The organism is Stenotrophomonas sp. S4, assembly GCF_054187805.2.
On record NZ_CM196188.1, the window covers coordinates 4,276,220 to 4,294,854 of the forward strand.

Annotated in this window: 16 protein-coding genes; 6 read left to right on the forward strand and 10 right to left on the reverse strand. The window is 67.2% G+C overall.

From position 1 onward, the window contains the following. The first annotated feature begins 170 nt into the window (after nucleotides 1-170). Genes purH through purD form a run of 3 tightly spaced genes read left to right on the forward strand, consistent with a single transcriptional unit; the run spans nucleotide 171 to nucleotide 3,991 of the window. Nucleotides 171-1,754 (forward strand): bifunctional phosphoribosylaminoimidazolecarboxamide formyltransferase/IMP cyclohydrolase, encoded by a 1,584-nt coding sequence (gene purH, locus ACUZUJ_RS19910; protein WP_458220600.1) that lies wholly within the window; start codon nucleotides 171-173, stop codon nucleotides 1,752-1,754. A 16-nt stretch (nucleotides 1,755-1,770) separates the two neighbouring features. Then, nucleotides 1,771-2,649 (forward strand): hypothetical protein, encoded by an 879-nt coding sequence (locus ACUZUJ_RS19915; RefSeq protein ID WP_458220601.1) that lies wholly within the window; start codon nucleotides 1,771-1,773, stop codon nucleotides 2,647-2,649. Nucleotides 2,650-2,707: 58 nt separating this feature from the next. Further along, nucleotides 2,708-3,991 carry a phosphoribosylamine--glycine ligase gene (purD, locus tag ACUZUJ_RS19920; protein ID WP_458220602.1) on the forward strand — a complete coding sequence of 428 codons (1,284 nt, stop codon included), beginning with the start codon at nucleotides 2,708-2,710 and terminating at the stop codon, nucleotides 3,989-3,991. Between the two features lie 123 nt (nucleotides 3,992-4,114). Here purD and relB read toward each other — a convergent pair whose 3' ends face one another. From relB to rhlB, 8 genes are all read right to left on the reverse strand, one after another. Continuing rightward, nucleotides 4,115-4,447 carry a type II toxin-antitoxin system RelB family anti-toxin transcriptional regulator gene (gene relB, locus ACUZUJ_RS19925; RefSeq protein WP_014038700.1) on the reverse strand — a complete coding sequence of 111 codons (333 nt, stop codon included), beginning with the start codon at nucleotides 4,445-4,447 and terminating at the stop codon, nucleotides 4,115-4,117. Further along, nucleotides 4,431-4,814: a type II toxin-antitoxin system RelE/ParE family toxin gene (locus ACUZUJ_RS19930; RefSeq protein ID WP_458220603.1), complete on the reverse strand. Its 384-nt coding sequence runs from the start codon at nucleotides 4,812-4,814 to the stop codon at nucleotides 4,431-4,433. The genes relB and ACUZUJ_RS19930 overlap by 17 nt, the downstream gene beginning before the upstream one ends. A 177-nt stretch (nucleotides 4,815-4,991) precedes the next feature. After that, nucleotides 4,992-5,867 carry an RNA polymerase sigma factor RpoH gene (gene rpoH, locus ACUZUJ_RS19935; RefSeq protein ID WP_006473441.1) on the reverse strand — a complete coding sequence of 292 codons (876 nt, stop codon included), beginning with the start codon at nucleotides 5,865-5,867 and terminating at the stop codon, nucleotides 4,992-4,994. 278 nt (nucleotides 5,868-6,145) lie between these two features. Continuing rightward, nucleotides 6,146-6,859, reverse strand: coding sequence for a uracil-DNA glycosylase (gene ung / locus ACUZUJ_RS19940; RefSeq protein ID WP_005419723.1), 714 nt, complete (start codon nucleotides 6,857-6,859; stop codon nucleotides 6,146-6,148). Further along, nucleotides 6,856-7,698, reverse strand: a complete 843-nt coding sequence (locus tag ACUZUJ_RS19945; RefSeq protein WP_049424094.1) for a response regulator — start codon at nucleotides 7,696-7,698, stop codon at nucleotides 6,856-6,858. The genes ung and ACUZUJ_RS19945 overlap by 4 nt, the downstream gene beginning before the upstream one ends. 7 nt (nucleotides 7,699-7,705) lie before the next feature. Further along, nucleotides 7,706-8,653 (reverse strand): permease-like cell division protein FtsX, encoded by a 948-nt coding sequence (gene ftsX / locus ACUZUJ_RS19950; RefSeq protein ID WP_014038703.1) that lies wholly within the window; start codon nucleotides 8,651-8,653, stop codon nucleotides 7,706-7,708. Nucleotides 8,654-8,656: 3 nt separating this feature from the next. Further along, the gene (ftsE, locus tag ACUZUJ_RS19955; protein WP_005419728.1) at nucleotides 8,657-9,343 is read right to left on the reverse strand and encodes a cell division ATP-binding protein FtsE; all 687 of its coding nucleotides are present in this window, start codon (nucleotides 9,341-9,343) and stop codon (nucleotides 8,657-8,659) included. Nucleotides 9,344-9,501: 158 nt separating this feature from the next. Then, the gene (gene rhlB / locus ACUZUJ_RS19960) at nucleotides 9,502-11,223 is read right to left on the reverse strand and encodes an ATP-dependent RNA helicase RhlB (protein ID WP_458220604.1); all 1,722 of its coding nucleotides are present in this window, start codon (nucleotides 11,221-11,223) and stop codon (nucleotides 9,502-9,504) included. 510 nt (nucleotides 11,224-11,733) lie between these two features. Here rhlB and trxA point away from each other — a divergent pair. The 3 genes from trxA to ACUZUJ_RS19975 all read left to right on the forward strand — a co-directional run bounded on the left by trxA (nucleotide 11,734) and on the right by ACUZUJ_RS19975 (nucleotide 15,820). Next, entirely contained in the window at nucleotides 11,734-12,063 is a 330-nt protein-coding gene (gene trxA / locus ACUZUJ_RS19965) for a thioredoxin (protein WP_005411275.1), read from the forward strand. 227 nt (nucleotides 12,064-12,290) lie between these two features. Next, a complete protein-coding gene (gene rho, locus ACUZUJ_RS19970; protein ID WP_101766179.1) occupies nucleotides 12,291-14,036 on the forward strand; it encodes a transcription termination factor Rho in 1,746 nt (581 codons plus the stop codon). A gap of 209 nt (nucleotides 14,037-14,245) precedes the next feature. Next, nucleotides 14,246-15,820: a sensor domain-containing diguanylate cyclase gene (locus ACUZUJ_RS19975; protein ID WP_075676022.1), complete on the forward strand. Its 1,575-nt coding sequence runs from the start codon at nucleotides 14,246-14,248 to the stop codon at nucleotides 15,818-15,820. A 39-nt stretch (nucleotides 15,821-15,859) separates the two neighbouring features. Here ACUZUJ_RS19975 and ACUZUJ_RS19980 read toward each other — a convergent pair whose 3' ends face one another. Further along, nucleotides 15,860-16,750: an energy transducer TonB gene (locus tag ACUZUJ_RS19980; RefSeq protein ID WP_049447295.1), complete on the reverse strand. Its 891-nt coding sequence runs from the start codon at nucleotides 16,748-16,750 to the stop codon at nucleotides 15,860-15,862. Nucleotides 16,751-16,830: 80 nt separating this feature from the next. Further along, nucleotides 16,831-18,561: a bifunctional isocitrate dehydrogenase kinase/phosphatase gene (gene aceK, locus ACUZUJ_RS19985; RefSeq protein WP_101766181.1), complete on the reverse strand. Its 1,731-nt coding sequence runs from the start codon at nucleotides 18,559-18,561 to the stop codon at nucleotides 16,831-16,833. Between the last annotated feature and the right edge of the window lie 74 nt (nucleotides 18,562-18,635).

Here is an 18,635-nt window from a genome sequence, read left to right on the forward strand (position 1 = left end):
CAGATTCCGGCAACCCGGCTCCGGCCCGCAGCCCCGCCACCGGATCCGGTCGGATCGATGTGCCTGACGCGGCCATGCACCGATTGCCGAGGCCAATTACCCCTTCCAGCGCCCGCCACCGGCCCCCACCGCCTACAATATCGGCCCCGCTCCGCTGCCGATTCTGTCCCATGACTGCTGATCTGTTGCCCGTCCGCCGGGCCCTCCTCTCCGTTTCCGACAAGACCGGCCTGGTCGAGCTGGCCACTGCGCTGGCGGCACGCGGCGTGGAGCTGCTGTCCACCGGCGGCACCGCCAAGGCGATCCGCGATGCGGGCCTGGCCGTGAAGGACGTGGCCGAGGTCACCGGATTCCCGGAAATGATGGACGGCCGGGTCAAGACCCTGCACCCGATGGTGCATGGCGGCCTGCTGGGCCGTTCGGGCCTGGATGATGCAGTGATGGCCGAGCACGGCATCGGTGCCATCGACCTGCTGGTGCTGAACCTGTACCCGTTCGAGTCGGTCACCGCCAAGGCCGACTGCACCCTGGCCGACGCGGTCGAGAACATCGACATCGGCGGCCCGGCCATGCTGCGCTCGGCGGCCAAGAACTTTGCCCGCGTGGCAGTGGCCACCGACCCGTCGCAGTACGCCGAGCTGCTGGCCTCGCTGGAGGCCAACAACGGCCAGCTGACGGCTGCCACCCGCTTCGCGTTCTCGGTGGCCGCGTTCAACCGCGTCGCCCAGTACGATGCGGCGATCAGCAACTACCTGTCGGCGGTCACCGCCACCGACGCCGCGGTGCCGGCCCGTGCCGAGTACCCGGCGCAGATGAATTCCACCTTCGTGAAGGTGATGGACCTGCGCTACGGCGAGAACCCGCACCAGAGCGGCGCGTTCTACCGCGACCTGTACCCGCTGCCGGGTACGCTGGCCACCTTCCAGCAGCTGCAGGGCAAGGAACTGAGCTACAACAACCTGGCCGATGCCGATGCGGCGTGGGAATGCGTACGCCAGTTCGATGCGCCGGCCTGCGTCATCGTCAAGCACGCCAACCCGTGCGGCGTGGCCGTCGGTGCCGGCAACGGCGATGCCTACGAGCTGGCCTACGCCACCGACCCGACCAGCGCCTTCGGCGGCATCATCGCCTTCAACAAGCCGCTGGACGCCGCCACTGCCAAGGTGATCCTGGACCGCCAGTTCGTCGAAGTGCTGATTGCCCCGGACTACGAGCCGGCTGCGCTGGAATACGCGCAGAAGAAGGCCAACGTGCGCGTGCTGCGCATCCCGCACGGCGATGGCCTGAACAACTTCGACAGCAAGCGCGTCGGCTCGGGCCTGCTGCTGCAGTCGTCGGACAACCGCGGCATGACCCGTGATGAACTGAAGGTGGTCAGCAAGCTGGCGCCGACCGACAAGCAGTTCACCGACCTGCTGTTCGCCTGGAAGGTGGCCAAGTTCGTGAAGTCCAACGCGATCGTCTATGCCAAGGACAACCGCACCATCGGTGTCGGTGCCGGCCAGATGAGCCGCGTGTACTCGGCCCGCATCGCCGGCATCAAGGCCGCCGATGCGAACCTGGTAGTCGAGGGCTCGGTGATGGCCTCCGACGCGTTCTTCCCGTTCCGCGACGGCATCGACGCCGCCGCTGCCGCCGGCATCAAGGCGGTCATCCAGCCGGGCGGTTCGATGCGCGATGCCGAAGTGATTGCCGCCGCCGACGAACATGGTCTGGCCATGGTGTTCACCGGCGTGCGCCACTTCCGCCATTGATCCTGGAGCGACACGGATGTCCACAGTTTCGATGAAATCGCTGGCCGCCCTCGCCCTCGCGGGTGCGGCCGTGCTGGCGGGCTGCAAGCCTGCTGCCGAGCCCAGCACGGGCCCGAAGGCAGATGCGCCGCCGGTGGCCCCCGCCTCACCGGCGCAGCATGTCAGCCGCACCGCACGGCTGCAGGCCTTCCTGGTCCAGCGCTACGGCAGCAACGCCAAGCTCTCCGGTGAATGGCGCGGCAGCTGGACCGACGATGGCGACACCCATGCGATGGACTGGCAGGTCTGCGCGGAACAACCGGTGGTGAGCGGTGACAGCTGGCAACAGCTGCTGGCCGTGTGCGGTGCGCTGGTCGATGGCGCGCACATCGACCCGGGAACCATCGAGTTCTTCGTGCTGCGCCCGAATGGCGAGGGCTTTGAAGTGGCCAGCGAACTGACCGGCCAGCGCTTCGGCAGCGGCGGCCAGCCCGGCACCACCAGCATCATCCGCGCCGGCAGCGACTTCTATGGTTTCCGCGTCGAGGACGGCTGGTTCGGGCAGGGTTTCTCGTTGCTCTCGCAGTCGCTGATCCTGCCGGGCCCGAACGGCCTGGTGGCCAGTGGCAGCGTGCGTAGCCATATCGACAATGACGCCCAGTACGAGTGCGACACGGTCGATGCCAGCACCGACCCCGACACGACCAACGACTGCCGCACCCGCCGCTTCAGCATCGATTTCGCCCTGCGTTTCGACGACAGCGACCGCAGCGCGCGCGTCTGGCCACTGCTGATCGAGGAAACCGGAATCACCTGTGGTGGCAAGCAGGTCCGGCAGCAGCACCGCTTTACCCTGGACCCGAAGACCTGGGCCTACTCCTTCCCCGAATCGCTGCGACGCGAAGGCTGCGAGTGAACCACGCGCGCCGCCGGGGATATCGATCCTCCCTTCCCACGCAATCTGGAATCTCGTGATGAACGTACTTGTCATCGGCTCTGGCGGCCGCGAACACGCCCTGGCATGGAAGCTGGCCCAGTCCTCCCGTGTCACCGAAGTGATCGTGGCGCCCGGCAACGCCGGCACCGCCAGCGAAGACAAGTGCCGCAACGTGGCGGTCAAGGTCACCGATATCGACGGTCTGCTGGCGCTGGCCCAGGCTGAAGGCGTGGCGCTGACCGTGGTCGGCCCGGAAGTACCGCTGGTGGCCGGCGTGGTCGACCGCTTCCGCGCCGCCGGCCTGCGCATCTTCGGGCCGACCGCCGCTGCCGCGCAGCTGGAAGGCAGCAAGGCCTACGCCAAGGACTTCCTGGCCCGCCACAACATCCCTACCGCGTTCTACGCCGTGCACAGCGACGTGGACGCTGCGCTGGCCTACGTGCGCGAGAAGGGCGCACCGATCGTGGTCAAGGCCGATGGCCTCGCCGCCGGCAAGGGCGTGATCGTCGCAATGACGTTGACCGAAGCCGAAGACGCGGTGCGAGACATGCTCTCCGGCAACGCGTTCGGCGATGCCGGCGCACGCGTGGTGATCGAGGAATTCCTCGACGGCGAGGAAGCCAGCTTCATTTCGATGGTGGACGGTGTGCATGCGCTGCCGATGGCCACCTCGCAGGACCACAAGCGCGTCAGCGACGGCGATACCGGCCCGAACACCGGCGGCATGGGCGCCTATTCGCCGGCCCCGGTGGTGACGCCGGAGGTGCATGCACGCGTGATGCGTGAGGTGGTGAACCCCACCGTGCAGGGCATGATCGCCGACGGCATCCCGTTCACCGGCTTCCTCTATGCCGGCCTGATGATCGACGCCAGCGGCGCACCGAAGGTCATCGAGTTCAACGTGCGCTTCGGCGACCCGGAAACCCAGCCGGTGATGCTGCGCCTGCAGTCGGACCTGGTGGAGCTGGTGGAAGCCGCCATCGACGGCCGCCTGGACCAGGTAGAAGCACAGTGGGATGCGCGTCCGTCGCTGGGCGTGGTGCTGGCCGCCAGGCCGTACCCGGAAACGCCGATCACCGGCGACGTGATTTCCGGCCTGGACGACGTGCCGGCCAGTGCCAAGGTGTTCCATGCCGGCACCGCGCTGGACGCGCAGGGCCAGGTGGTCAGTGCCGGCGGCCGCGTGCTGTGCGTGGCGGCGCTTGGCTACAGCGTGCGCGATGCGCAGGCAAAGGCCTATGCCGGCGTGGCCAAGGTGACCTGGGCCAACGAATTCCACCGCACCGACATCGGCTGGCGCGCGATCGCACGCGAGGGCTGAGGTCCGGCGCCGCAGCCACGCATGGCGTGGCTCTACAGGCGCCACACCGCCGGGGTAGATCCACGCCACGCGTGGATTGAACACCTCGGAAAAGCAAAGGCCCGGCAGAACCGGGCCTTTGCTTTACAGGACTGCTTCGAGTCCCTTCCGATCAATCAGGTTCAGCAACTTCAGTGATGGTCCGCTGGGCTTCTTCTCGCCCTGTTCCCAGCTGCGTACGGTGGAAACGCTGGTATTGAGAACTCCAGCAAAGACCGGCTGACTGAGCTGCAATGACGCACGCAGGGCACGGATCTGGGCACTGCTGTATTCAGGGACCGGCTCAAGGCAAAGCGCTTCGTAGCTGCTCAATCGACGTTTATCGATGAAGCCATGTGCGTGCAGACTCACAGCCGCATCATGCACCGCCTCAAGAAGCGCACTTTTCGCGCGCCGTCGCTCAGGGGTCTTCGTCATGGCTGATCTCCTGTAGATCCCCGTACTGCACGGCACGATTCAGCTGCGCCGTACTCATTTTCAAGAACTCCGATGCGTACAGCTGCAGCGCATCGCGTTCCGCATTCGTGATTGCAGCACGTTCATTCTTCTCGTAGCCGAAAAGGAAGAACCAATGCCCGCCTCGCTGTGTGGCGACGATGGTTCGGACGCTCCCACGCTTTCCTCGCCCCGGCAAGGCAACGCGCTTCTTGAAGATTCCGCCGCCAAGATCAGCATCCACCAGACCCTCTTCCATTTCACGTACCGACCGGTACAGCGCAGCGTCGGACAGGGTGGTCCTGCGCATGCTGCGATTGAAACTTCGTGTGCGGAAGACGCGTGGCATGATCATACCGTGCCACTGCGTGGTACGGCGTGAACATCAGCATCCAGCACATGATCCGGTCGGCGCAATCACCGCTTTGGCGTCAGACTAGAGCCACGCCATGCGTGGATGAGAACGCCACCAAAAAGAAAAAGCCCGGCAATGCCGGGCCTTTTCATCGCTTCAACGCCACCCCGCTTACGCGGTGAACAGCGCCTTCATCTTCTTCAGCGCATTCGCTTCAACCTGGCGGATGCGCTCGGCCGACACGCCGTACTCGTCGGCCAGCTCCTGCAGCGTCACCTTGCTGTCCGCGTCCAGCCAGCGACGGCGGATGATGTCGCGCGAGCGGGCGTCCAGCTCGGCCAGGCCTTCGCGCAGCAGCTGCATCTGGTTGTCTTCGCTGTCGGCACGTTCGTAGGCCATCGACGGGTCTTCATCGTTGGCGACCAGGAACGCAGCCGGCGACGGCGGCGCGTGCTCGTTGTCCTCGTCGGTCGGCGCATCGAAACCGATATCGCGACCGGACAGGCGCGACTCCATTTCCATGACCTCGCGCTCGGACACGTTCAGGTCCTTGGCCACCGCGCTCACCTCAGCCGCGTTCATCCAGCCCAGGCGCGTCTTCGACTTGCGCAGGTTGAAGAACAGCTTGCGCTGCGCCTTGGTGGTGGCGACCTTCACGATGCGCCAGTTCTTCAGGATGAACTCGTGCATCTCGGCACGGATCCAGTGCACGGCGAAGGAGACCAGGCGCACGCCCATGTCCGGGTCGAAGCGCTTGACCGCCTTCATCAGGCCGATGTTGCCTTCCTGGATCAGATCGCCCAGCGCAAGGCCGTAGCCGTTGTAGCCGCGGGCCACGTGCACCACGAAGCGCAGGTGCGAATGCACCAGCTCGCGGGCGGCGTCCAGATCGTTACCGTCGCGGAAGCGACGGGCCAGGTCCTGTTCGTCATCGACCGACAGCACCGGGATCTGGTGCACGGCACCGATGTAGGCGTCCAGCGAACCGAGCGCACTGGGAATCGGGAGATTGTTTGCCACAAGGGCAGTAGAGGTGTTCTGGCTCATAGGCACCCATCTTAGCAGTCCGGCATTTGGACTGCTAAAGGAGGAAAAAGTTCCAGCGTCCCATTGATGCAACACTGGTCCCAAACAGAGCCCTACCGTAGCGCGATTTGATGACAGTGGCGAGCATGCTTTTCGGGATTCACAATCCCTTGGAATTCAAGCAATTACCTACTGGAAACCGGCCAATTCCGGTCAAGCGGAGCTGAACGGGCCGTCCGCAGGACCCATTCAGGCCCGGAAACGTTGCCCGGCGTTCAGCCCCGGTCACCCACCGACGGTCAGAGCGCCGAGCGGGGCGGCAGCGACCAGTCGATCGGGGCCTGGCCGCGGCGCTGCAGGTACTCGTTGGCCATCGAGAAATGCCGGCAGCCGAGGAAGCCACGGTGGGCCGACAGCGGCGACGGATGCGGCGACTTCAGCACGCGATGGCGGCGGGTATCGATGACCTTGCCCTTCTGCTGCGCATAGGCGCCCCAGAGCATGAACACCAGCCCTTCGCGCTCGCGGTTGAGCACGTCCACCACGTGGTCGGTGAAGCCTTCCCAGCCACGCCCCTGGTGCGCACCGGCCTTGCCCTCCTCCACCGTCAGCACCGCATTGAGCAGCAGCACGCCACGCTGCGCCCACGGGATCAGGCAGCCGTGGTCCGGACGCGGGATACCGAGATCGCTCTCGATCTCCTTGTAGATGTTCAGCAGCGACGGCGGCACCGGCACGCCCGGCGGCACCGAGAAACTCAGGCCATGCGCCTGCCCGCGGCCGTGGTACGGGTCCTGCCCGAGAATGACCACCTTCACCTGCTCGAACGGCGTGGCGTCGAACGCGGCGAAGATCTGCGGGCCGGGCGGGAACACCGCCGCGCCACTGGCCTTGCGCTGGCGCAGGAAGCTGGACAGCTCGCGCATCTGCGGCTGCAACAGGTAATCGCCGACATGCTGCTTCCAGCTCGGTTCCAGCTGGATCGTCGGGGTGTCGGCTACTTCATCCATCATCGCAACAGGGGTCCATCGTTCAATCGGGCCAGCCGCAGCTGGAACAGCACCTTGGTGACCAGCAGCCGTTCTTCGATCGGCTTGAGCACCAGGTCGTTGGCACCGGACTGCAGCAGCCCGGTCTGGTTGTGCGGATTGCCATCGCCGGTCATCACCAGCACCGGCAGGCGGCGCTTGCCGTAACCGAAGTCCACGCGCACGCGCTGCACCACGTCGCGACCGCTCAGTTCGCCCTTCAGGGTGACGTCGGTCAGCACCAGGTCGATGCGGTGGCGACTGCGGCCCAGCGACTCGGCGGTGAGCAGGGTGAACGCTTCTTCGGCACTGACCACGTGCAGCACGTTCAACTGCTGGCGTTCCAGCATGCGCTTGGTGGCCTCGGCCACCACGCGGCTGTCCTCGATATAGAGGATGGTGGCGCCGGGAATGGTCTGCGGCTGCACGTAGCCGCGGATGAAGGTCGCCAGTGCCTCGTGGCCCAGCGCCTTGTCGAAATAGTCGGTGACGTACTCGGTGAAGCGGCGCTGCTCCAGGTGCTGCTGGGCATCGCCGGAGACCACGATCACCGGCACATAGGCCTGGCCGGCCGCTTCGCGCACCATCCGCGCCAGCGCCAGGCCGTCGCCATCGCGCAGGGTCAGCGAGGTCGTCACCAGGTCCACCGGGCCCTGCGCCAGCGCCTGCTGCGCATCCTCGATGCTGTCGCAGCCGATCACCTCCACGCCGGGCAGGTCACGCTGCAGGACGTCGGCGATCAGCTTGCGCACCAGCTTCGAACCATCGACCACCATCACCCGCGTCGCGGGCCCTTCAAGGTGCTTCAGCGCTTGCGGTTGCATGCCGGTCTCAGGTGTCGGTCGGGCGGGTCTGGCGGAGGAAGTGGCCGGTGACCAGCCAGGCGCCCAGCCAACCCAGCAGCAGCGTGCCGAGCAGGACCAGGCCGCCATGCAGCAGGTCCAGGCCGTGCAGTACGAACGGGCTGCCGTAGCTGCGCGAGAGTTCGGCCAGCGGCATGCGCAGGGCGGCACCGGCGGCGCCGATCAGGGCCAGCGCCACCGCGCCGGCGCCCAGGCCGTACCACGCGCCCAGGTACAGGAACGGGCGACGGATGAAGCCATCGCTGGCGCCGAGCAGCTGCAGCACGCCGATCTCTTCGCGGCGGGCCTGGATGTCCAGGCGTACCGTGTTGCCGACCACCAGCGCGGCACCCACGCCGAGCAGCACCGACAGCACCTGCACCAGCCGCGCACCGAAGGCCAGCCAGGCATCCAGGCGCTGGCGCCACAGCGCATCGTGCTGCACCAGGTCGGCCTCGGGCAGGCTTTCCAGCGCGCGCGCCAGGCGTGCATCGTCCTTGCCCTGGCCGGGGGTGATCACCAGCAGCGAGGGCAGCGGATTGTCGTTGAGTGCGTCGATGGCCTCACCGAGGCCGGCATCGCGCAGTTCCTGCAGGCCCTGCTCGGGCGTGCGCACGTTCACTTCGGCCACGTCGTCGCGGTCGCGCAGCTGGCCCGCCAGGCGCAGCGCGCCGGGCCCATCGACGTTGCCCTTCAGGAACACGTTGATGTCGCGCGACTGCTGCACGCTGCCGGCGAACTGCTTGAGGTTGTCCAGCGCGATCGACAGCCCCAGCGGCAGGGCCAGTGCCAGCGCCATGACCATCACCGTCAGCAGGGTCGCCCACGGCTTGCGGCAGGCGCGGCCCAGGCTGAACACCACGCTGTGCACGTGGTGCTGGAACCAGACACCCACACGCGAGGGGGCGGCGGCTTCGCTGTTTTCGTTCTTCGCCATCGGTTACTCCGCCAGGTCCTGCGGCGAGATGTCATCCACCAGCCGGCCGTGGTCGAGGATCAGCACGCGCTTGCGCATGCGGCGCAGCAGCGGCAGGTCGTGACTGACCACCAGCACGCTGGTGCCGCGCGAGGGCAGCTCGGCGAACAGGGCCATGATCTCCGCCGCCAGGGTAGGGTCGAGGTTGCCGGTCGGCTCATCGGCCACCAGCAACTTGGGCTCACCAACGATCGCGCGGGCGATGCCGACGCGCTGCTGCTCGCCGGCCGACAGCTGCGAAGGCAGCGCCTTCTCGCGGTGGCCCAGGCCCATCCGTTCCAGCACCGAGCGCACGCGCTTGTTGATGTCGCCACGGCGGGTACCGCGCAGGATCAGCGGCAGCGCCACGTTCTCGGCGATCGAACGGTCCATCAGCAGGCGGTGGTCCTGGTAGACCGCCCCCACCGCGCGTCGGTGGCGGGGCACGTCGCCGCCGCGCACCTTCAGCAGGTTGCGCTCGTCGAACACCACCGCGCCGCGGCTGGGCCGCTCGTCCAGGTGGATCAACTTGAGCAGGGTGCTTTTGCCCGCACCGGAATGGCCGGTGACGAACAGCATCTCGCCCGGCGCGACCTCGAAGCTGACATCGGTCAGTGCCTCGTGGCCACCGGCGTACTGTTTGCTGACATTGTCGAAGCGCAGGACACTCATGCCCCGATTATGCAGGAGCGGCGCGACGTCGTGGAGACGGTCGCGCGATCGGTAGTGCCGGCCGCTGGCCGGCAGCTGTGTGGGTTGCCGGCCAGCGGCCGGCACTACCCCACCCCATGGGGCAGTGCGGATCAAGGTCCGCACCCACCATCGGCGGCTTAGTTGCCCGACAGCATCCGGCGGATCTTGCGGCCGATGCGGGTCAGGAACGAATCGCCGGTATCGGCGGCCGTACGCACCGGCTTGGCCACCACCTGCACCGGGGTCACCGGGCTGGCGCCGTTGCCGGCGTTGGCCTGCACGCCCTCGCCACCCTCGACCGGACGGCCGTGGCGACGACGACGGCGCTTGCGCGGCTTGCGCTCGCCATCCACGGCACCTTCCGGTGCCCCCTCGGCACGCGGCGGGCGCGGCGGACGCGGGGCCTGGGCGACAGCGGCTTCGGCACCTTCGGCCGGGGCAGCTGCGGCCTGCTCGCCTTCCACGCGCGGCTTGCGCGGGCCACGCGAACGGCGCTCGCCGCTGCGCTCACCGTCGCGACGCTCGCCACGGCCGCCGCCGGAGCGGCCACCACTGCGACCACCACCACGACGCTCTTCTTCGGCGGCACGGGCTTCGCGCGCTTCACGGAAGATCTGGCCGACGCTCTCGTTCTCCTCACCTTCCTCGCCAGCGGCCGGGGCCGGGCGTTCCGGGCGCGGCAGCGGGGTCAGCAGTTCCTTGGTGACCGGCTCGGACGGGATCTTCTGCTCGATGTAGGCCTCGATGTCCGGCAGGCCCATGGCGTAGCGTTCGCAGGCGAAGCTGATCGCATCACCCTCTTCGCCCAGGCGCGCGGTACGACCGATGCGGTGCACGTAATCTTCGGCGTCGAACGGCAGGTCGTAGTTGTAGACGTACTTGATGCCGTCGATATGCAGGCCGCGCGCGGCGACGTCGGTGGCCACCAGGATCTCCAGCTGGCCCTTCTGGAAGCGGTTGAGCAGGCTCTCGCGCTTCTTCTGCGGCACGTCGCCGGACAGCACGCCGACGCGGTAGCCGGCCTTTTCCAGCGAACGGGCGACGCGCTCGACGAACACCTTGGTATTGACGAACACCATGGTGCGCGCGCCTTCGCTGCGCGACAGCAGGCCCAGCAGCAGCGGGATCTTCTCGTCGTCGGCCGGGAAGTAGATGCGCTGGCGCACGCGGGCAGCGGTGATGGTCTCGGCTTCGACCACCAGCTTCTGCGGCTCGTTCATGTGCTCGTAGGCCAGCTCCAGCACGCGATGGCTGAGGGTGGCGCTGAACAGCAGGGTCTGGCGGATGGTGCGTTCCGGCATGCGGCGCAGCAGGAAGCGGATGTCCTTGATGAAGCCCAGATCGAACATGCGGTCGGCTTCGTCCAGCACGCAGATCTCGCAGGCGTGCAGCGAAACCACCTTGTGCTGCTTGACGTAGTCGATCAGGCGGCCCGGGGTGGCGATGATCACGTCCACGCCCTGCTGCAGCAGCTCGCGCTGCTTGTCGTAATCCACGCCGCCGTAGACCAGCGCGAAACGCAGGCCCAGGTCGGAACCGAACTTCACCGCATCCTTGTGGATCTGGATGGCCAGTTCGCGGGTCGGGGCAAGGATCAGCGCGCGCGGATCTTCCAGCTTGCGGTCGGCCAGGGCCGGGCGGGTCAGCAGGCGGTTCACGACAGCGACCAGGAAGGCCAGGGTCTTGCCGGTGCCGGTCTGGGCCTGGCCGGCAACATCACCACCGGGCAGCGCGACCGGCAGGGTCAGCGCCTGGATCGGGGTGCAGCGGGTGAATCCGGCTCCTTCAAGGCCGGCCTGCAGGGCCGGATGCAGCTCGAAGGAGGAGAAGGTCAAATCGGTCAGCGGTTTGTCGCTCATGAGTCCGTCTTGGTATGGCCGCCGGCCCGTGGGGCGGCTGGCACTTCATCGTCTAGGGGCACCGTCGCAAACTGCGGCCCCTGCGGCGGGTTGGCAGGCTGGGACCACCCGGTCCGCGCGCCGCACAATGCCCCAGTTTAACGCACTCGGGCAGGCAAACCGGAATGACCCGTCTCATAAAGTCAAGAGACGGCGCCCTTCACCCAGCCACGCCGGACTTGAACGGCCTGCCCGGGGTCGCTGGTGTTGCCCACTGCCAGCCCCATGTACAGGAAGACAGTGAAATCCGACACATACCGGCCATCGAAGCGATCACGATACGCTGGGTTCCAGCCGGCGCCTGTCCCTGCCCTGCGATAGGGGTACACTGCCGGCCGTGAGCGTCCAGGCATCCCGCCGAACGCACCGCGGCAGTGCGCCGCGAGGCAACGACGAGGGTCGCGCCACCGGGCATGGCCCAGTTCACCCACCTCCGGCATGGCCGGGTGCAATCCAAGACGAGAAACCAAGATGAGCGACAAGGTTGTACATGTCGGCGACGCCGACTTTGATAGCGCAGTGCTGAACTCCAAGGAACCGGTGCTGGTCGATTTCTGGGCCGAGTGGTGTGGCCCCTGCAAGATGATCGCCCCGGCGCTGGACGAACTGGCCGATGCCTACCAGGGCCGCGCCAAGATCGCCAAGGTCAACGTCGACCACAACCGCGCGCTGGCCGCCAAGTACCACGTGCGTTCGATTCCGTACCTGGTCGTGTTCAAGGACGGCGAGAAGGTCGGCGAGCAGATCGGTGCGGTGGGCAAGGCCCAGCTGGCCGGCCTGCTGGACAAGGCCCTGGCCTGATCCCGTTGTTCCCGGCAGCCGCCGCCCGCGGCTGCCGGCGGGCGCCCAGCGTCCATCATGAATGCTGTTCCCGGCGACCCTTGCAAGCCGCCGCAGGCCGATGATAGTGTCGGCATATCCGGCCGCGTTCGCGTGCCGCACCCTCTGGACGCAGTTTCTTCCAGACCCATTCCCAACGTTCGCCGCCCCAGCCGGGCGCTCGCACCTTCAAGCGAGGAATAACGCTCTTGTCCGATAACACTTCCGAAACCGGCAGCGCCGATGCGCCCGCCGAAAAGCGCGTGCGCAAGCCCCGCGTGAGCAAGGCCGCCGCTCCGGCAGCCGCCGAAACCAGCGCCGTTCCGGCGCAACCGACCCTGCCGCTGGCAGCCGCGCCCGAAGCGCCGGCACCGGCTGCAGCCGCCCCCGCGCCGAGCGCGCCTGCCACTGAAACCCCCGCCTCCGGCGGCGGTGAGGGTGGCGAAGGCCGCGAATCCGGACAGCGCCAGCAGAACCACCAGGGCGGTGGCCAGAACCAGGGCCAGGGTCAGAACAACAACCCCTACAACCAGAACGGCCAGCAGGGCCAGGGCAATCGCCGCGACCGTTTCCGCAATCGTCGCGACCGTGACCGCAACCGCGGTGGCCGTGATGACGGCATGCCGCAGGACGGCGGCGAGCAGCAGCCCTTCGTGCCGCGCCCGCACGCCAACGTGCCGGAAGGCTTCCCGGTCTACTCGCTGAGCGACCTCAAGCGCATGCCGGCACAGAAGCTGCTGGAAATCGCCGAGCAGCTGCAGATCTCCGAAGGCGTGGCCCGCGCCCGCAAGCAGGACGTGATCTTCGCCCTGCTGAAGGTGCTGACCCGCCACGGCGACGGCGTCGCCGCCGATGGCGTGCTGGAAATCCTGCCGGACGGCTTCGGCTTCCTGCGCGCGGCCGAAGCCAGCTACCTGGCCGGCCCGGACGACACCTACATCTCGCCCAGCCAGATCCGCCGCTTCAACCTGCGCACCGGCGACCACATCTCCGGCCGCATCCGCTTCCCGAAGGACGGCGAGCGCTACTTCGCGCTGAACATCGTCGACACCATCAACGGCGAGCCGATCGAAGCGTCGAAGAACAAGGTGCTGTTCGAGAACCTGACCGCGCTGTTCCCGCGCCGCCGCTTCACCCTGGAGCGTGGCAACGGTTCGTCGGAAGACATCACCGGCCGCATCCTCGATCTGATGGCGCCGCAGGGCAAGGGCCAGCGTTCGCTCATCGTGTCCCAGCCGAAGGCCGGCAAGACGATGATGATGCAGCAGGTCGCCACGGCCATCACCACCAACCACCCGGACGTGCACCTGATCGTGCTGCTGATCGATGAGCGCCCGGAAGAAGTGACCGAAATGCAGCGCACCGTGCGCGGCGAGGTCATCAGCTCGACCTTCGACGAGCCCGCCGCGCGCCACGTGCAGGTGGCCGAAATGGTCATCGAGCGCGCCAAGCGCCTGGTCGAGCACAAGAAGGACGTGGTGATCCTGCTGGACTCGATCACCCGCCTGGCCCGCGCCTACAACAACGTGGTGCCGAGCTCGGGCAAGGTGCTGACCGGTGGTGTGGACGCCAACGCCCTGCACCGCCCGAAGCGCTTCTTCGGTGCCGCGCGCAACGTGGAAGAAGGCGGCAGCCTGACCATCATCGCCACCGCGCTGGTCGACACCGGCTCGAAGATGGACGAGGTGATCTACGAAGAGTTCAAGGGCACCGGCAACAGCGAAGTGCACCTGAGCCGTCGTATCGCTGAAAAGCGCGTGTTCCCGGCCATCGACATCAACCGTTCCGGCACCCGCCGCGAAGACCTGCTGATCGAGCCGGAGCTGCTGCAGAAGATCTGGATCCTGCGCAAGCTGCTGCATCCGATGGATGAAATGGCCGCGATGGAGTTCCTGCTGGACAAGATGAAGAACACCAAGTCCAACGACGAGTTCTTCGGTTCGATGAAGCGCTGATCCACGGCATTGCATCGAAAAGAACCTGCCGCTCGCTGCGGCAGGTTTTTTTTTGCCTGCAGGGCGACCCACTTCACTTTGCCGCCGCCGACTTTTGGCGATAATTCGCCCGATACCCTGCCCGGCCCTGCGGGCGTGGCCACCGATTCCCGCTGTCGCCCCTTCCGGAGAACCGGTCGGGTCCAGCCTCCTGCCGGATCCGTCGACGCATGCGAACGCTGTCCCCCCGCCTCAACCTGGGCAAGCTGATCCTCGCCCTGGCCCTGCTCAGCGCCATCATCGCCCTGGCCAACACCCTGCTGGCCAGCTACCGCGTGCAGCGCGACCAGCTGGTCGGCAATACCCTGGAAGCCAACCGCGTCTATGCCACCAAGCTGGCCGAGACCACCCAGAACTTCCTGCTGGCCGCACAGCAGGAGCTGGCCTACGCCGCCACCCGGCTCGGCCAGAGCGACCTGGATCCGAAGCAGGCCCAGGATGAAGCCAGCCGCCTGCAGCTGCAGACCAACAGCTTCAACTCCTCGCTGGTGGTCGACGCCGACGGCCTGGTGATCGCCACCTCGCCGCAGACCCTGCAGCTGCAGGGCGAGATCCTGCACAGCGTCGGCAACAACGCCGCACTGGCCGCGCGCCAGCCGATGATCAGCGATCCCTACCAGTCGGCCACGGGCAAGCTGCTGGTCTCGCTGTCGCACCCGATCTTCGACCGCCAGGGCCGCTATCGCGGCTACGTCAGCGGCACCCTGTACCTGCGCCAGCGCAGCGCGCTGCATACGCTGCTGGGCAAGCACTACTATCGCGACGGCTCCTACCTGTACGTGGTCGACCGCCATGGCCGCCTGCTGTACCACGCCGACGGCAAGCGGGTCGGCGACTACGTGGTCGGCAACCCGGCGGTGAAGGCGGTGGTGCGCGGCGAACGCGGCGCGCAGCAGGTCCGCAACAATCTGGGCGTGTCGATGCTGGCCGGTTATGCGCCGGTACCGGCCACCGGCTGGGGCATCATCGCCCAGCGGCCGACCGAGGCCACGTTGCAGCCGTTGTCGCGGTTGATGACTGCGGTGATCTGGAACGCGATCCCGCTCGGCCTGCTGTCACTGCTGATCACCTGGTGGTTCGCCCGGCGCATCTCGATGCCGCTGTGGCAGCTGGCGCGCAACGTACAGGGCGGCGAGGACACCGGCAACGCGATCAACCACGTCAGCGGCATCCGTGCGTGGTACTTCGAGGTTGCCCAGCTGAAGCAGGCGGTCCTGCACAGCTTCAACGCCCTGCAGGACCGCATCGGTACGCTCAACCGCGCCAACCGCACCGATCCGCTGACCGGCCTGCTCAATCGCCGCGGCCTGCAGCAGGCGCTGGATGCGCTGCAGGTGCAGGGCATCCCGTTCGCGATCCTGGCGCTGGACATCGATCGCTTCAAATCGATCAACGACAGCCACGGCCATGACGTCGGCGATGCCGCCATCGTCCATATCGCCGACCAGATGCGCCGCTACTCGCGCGACAGCGACATCCTCTGCCGCGCCGGTGGCGAGGAGTTCCTGCTGCTGTTGCCGGGCATCAGTACCGACTCGGCACGCCAGGCCGGCGAGCGCCTGCGCCAGCACATCGCCGATCATCCATTCGAGCCGGTGGGCACCATCACCGTGTCGCTGGGCGTGGCCCACTTCCCCAGCTTCCATGTCGATGCCGAGCAGGCGCTGCGGCTGGCCGACAAGGCCCTGTACATGGCCAAGGAACAGGGCCGCAACCGGGTAGTGGTCTACCCGTACGCGGACTGAGAAGCGGCCGGCCTGGCCAACCGCCTCACCGCGCCGGGCTCAGCGCTGGGCCAGCGGCGTCAGCAGGCGCAGGCCGCGCTGGGTGCCATCGACCATGTACACGCCGCCGGCGGGCAGCAGATCACTGCCCACCTGCTCGGCAGCGTCCGGCTTGCGCCACGGTGCGGCCTGGCGCGGGCCGGGGATGAAGGCACGCCAGCGGCCATAGCGTTCCGGCTGGCCGTTGTCGCTGTTGTTCAGGGCGAAGGTGACCGGCACGCGCACGGTCCAGGAGTCACGCGTACTGTCCTCGCCGGTGGTCGGCGGCACGAAGGTCCACTTGCGGGCCGCACTGATACTGGCCTTGGCGAGGATGTCGCGCATCTTGGACATGGTCCGTTCCGGTGCGACCACCGTCATGTTCACCTGTTCGGCAACGACATCGGCGACGGTGCCGTCGCGCGCTACCTGGACCAGCAGCAGCACGTCACCCTGCCCACCATTGCGGAAGGCATCCTCGGGGTAGCGCGGTGGCGGCATGTTCTTCCGGGTGACCGAATCGGTAGCCTTCGGATCATATTCACTGAAATCGACACTGGTCATGCTGATCTGGTAGTTGCCGTCGTCCTGCTCCTTGCCACGCAGGCGTACCCGCAGCGGCGCGTGGGTGGCCACCGGCTTGCCGTCGCGCAGCGTCGGCTCGAACTGCCAGCCACGGATAGTGCCTTCCACGAACGATGCGATGCCCGGTGCGAGCATCGCCTGCTGGTCCAGGGTCAGCTTGCTGACCGATCCGTCGGCCGCCACATCGATACTGCCCGACAGCGCCATGCTCATCTCGGCAGTGGCGCGCACGGCGCGCGCGTTCTGGGCAACGGCATCGGCCGGCAGCAGGGGAGCGCCGGCGGTAAACGCCAGGGCCAGGGCAAGGAACAGGGGGGAGCGCATCATTGCCGGATCCATGGTGATGAGGTGAACCCAGAGCGTACCCCAGTCTGGACGGGACCGGCAGGCGGTTCACGCCAATCCGTTCAGGCCAGGCGATGGGCCACCGCGTAGGGCGGCGTATCCGGATAGTCACCGCCGGCGAAGCGCGCCTGCAGGCCCTGCCACCACGCGGGATCGAACAGGTGCCGATAATGTTCGCGCACCGCGGACAGCTCGCCCGCCGGCAGGCCCATGAACGGGCCGAAACGCTCGGGAAACACATCGCGTGGCCCGACATGGAACCAGGGTTCGTCGGCCATGGCTTCCTCCGGCGTACGCGGCTGCGGCCAGGCGCGGAACACGCAGTCGCTGACCAGGCACAGCTCGTCATAGTCGTAGAACACGGCCCGACCATGCCGCGATACGCCGAAGTTCTTCGGCAGCATGTCGCCGGGGAAGATGTTGTTGCGCGCCATGTCGGTGATCGCCTGCGCGTAGTCGAGTACCGCCGCGCGCACCGCCTCGCCGCCCTGCTCGCGCAGGTACAGGTTCAATGGACGGAAGCGACGCTGCACGTAGCACAGTGCGACTTCCACCTGGTCGCCATCGACGCGCACGCTCTGCGCGCACTGCTCGAGCAGCTCTTCCAGCAAGGCCGGTGCGAAGCGGTCGCGTGGGAAACGCAGATGGCGGTACGGCTGCGCATCCAGCAGGCGGCCGACCCGGTCGAGATTGAACACCAGCGCGTACTTCTCTTCCACCTGCTGCCGCGACATCGCCTTGGGCCAGGCGAAGCGGTCGCGGATCAGCTTGAACACCAGCGGATAGCTGGGCAGGGTGAACACCGCCATGACCATGCCCGGCGTACCTTCGGCGGGCACCAGCCGCTCCTGCGGATGTTCGTTGAAGTGGCGGAAGAAGGTCCGGTAGCGCTCGGTCTTGCCCTGCTTGGCCCGGCCCAGAACGGTGTAGATCTCATCGATGGGCTTGCCTGGCAGCAGGCTGCGCAGGAACACCACCGCATCGCCGACCGTGGCAAGGTCGGCCTGGAAATAACTGCGCGACACGCCGAACAGGTGGGCGACGTCGCGGCGCCGGGTCAGCACCGCATCGGCACGCAGGCCCTGGCCATCGTTGACCAGGGCAATCACGCACGGTGAGAAGCGGTGCTCGCCGAACACGCGCCCCACCAGATAGGCGCGGCGCTCGCGATAGAACACGGTGTCGAGCAGCTCGATGCTGCGCACCGGCGTATCGCCCCAGTGGGCCAGATCATCCTGCAGGCGCACGGCGATGGCCGCCGCGCAGCGCAGCTGGTGCGCATAGGGAATGTCGAAGCGGTAATCGGCCAGCACACGCTGCAGGGCCTCCACCGGCCGCGTCGGCGAGACCGCATAGGTATGCCGTGCGACCGGGTGGGTGATCGCATCGGATGGCTCGACATCGAAGGCGATGAACTCCAGTTCCGGGTCCACGCCACGGGTGGAGAACAAGCGCCGCGACAGCGTGTTGTAGAAGGTCTTGTACAGTTCGGCGTCGATCAGCCCCCGCAGCAGTGCGCTGTAGCGCGCATGCACCTGCAGCCACAGCGCGCGCTCCCCGATCGCTTCGCCGGCGAGACGCCGCAGCGCATCCATCTGTTCGGCGATGCACAGGTCGTACAACGCGATGCGTTCGACTGCATCCTGGCGCGCGCCCGCCCAGTCGCGCTGCTCGAAGCGCTGCCGCGCACGGGCGGTGATCGCCGCAAAGCGGGCGTGATACTGCTCGAAGCCGGCGTGGATGGCGCAGGCGATGCGCGACGCCAGCTCGGCAGCGATGTCAGGCTCGGACATGCAGGACTCACCCGGGAGGACCGGCTTCACCATACGCTGGCGTGGGGTGGCTTGTGTAGGGCCACTGCGTGCCG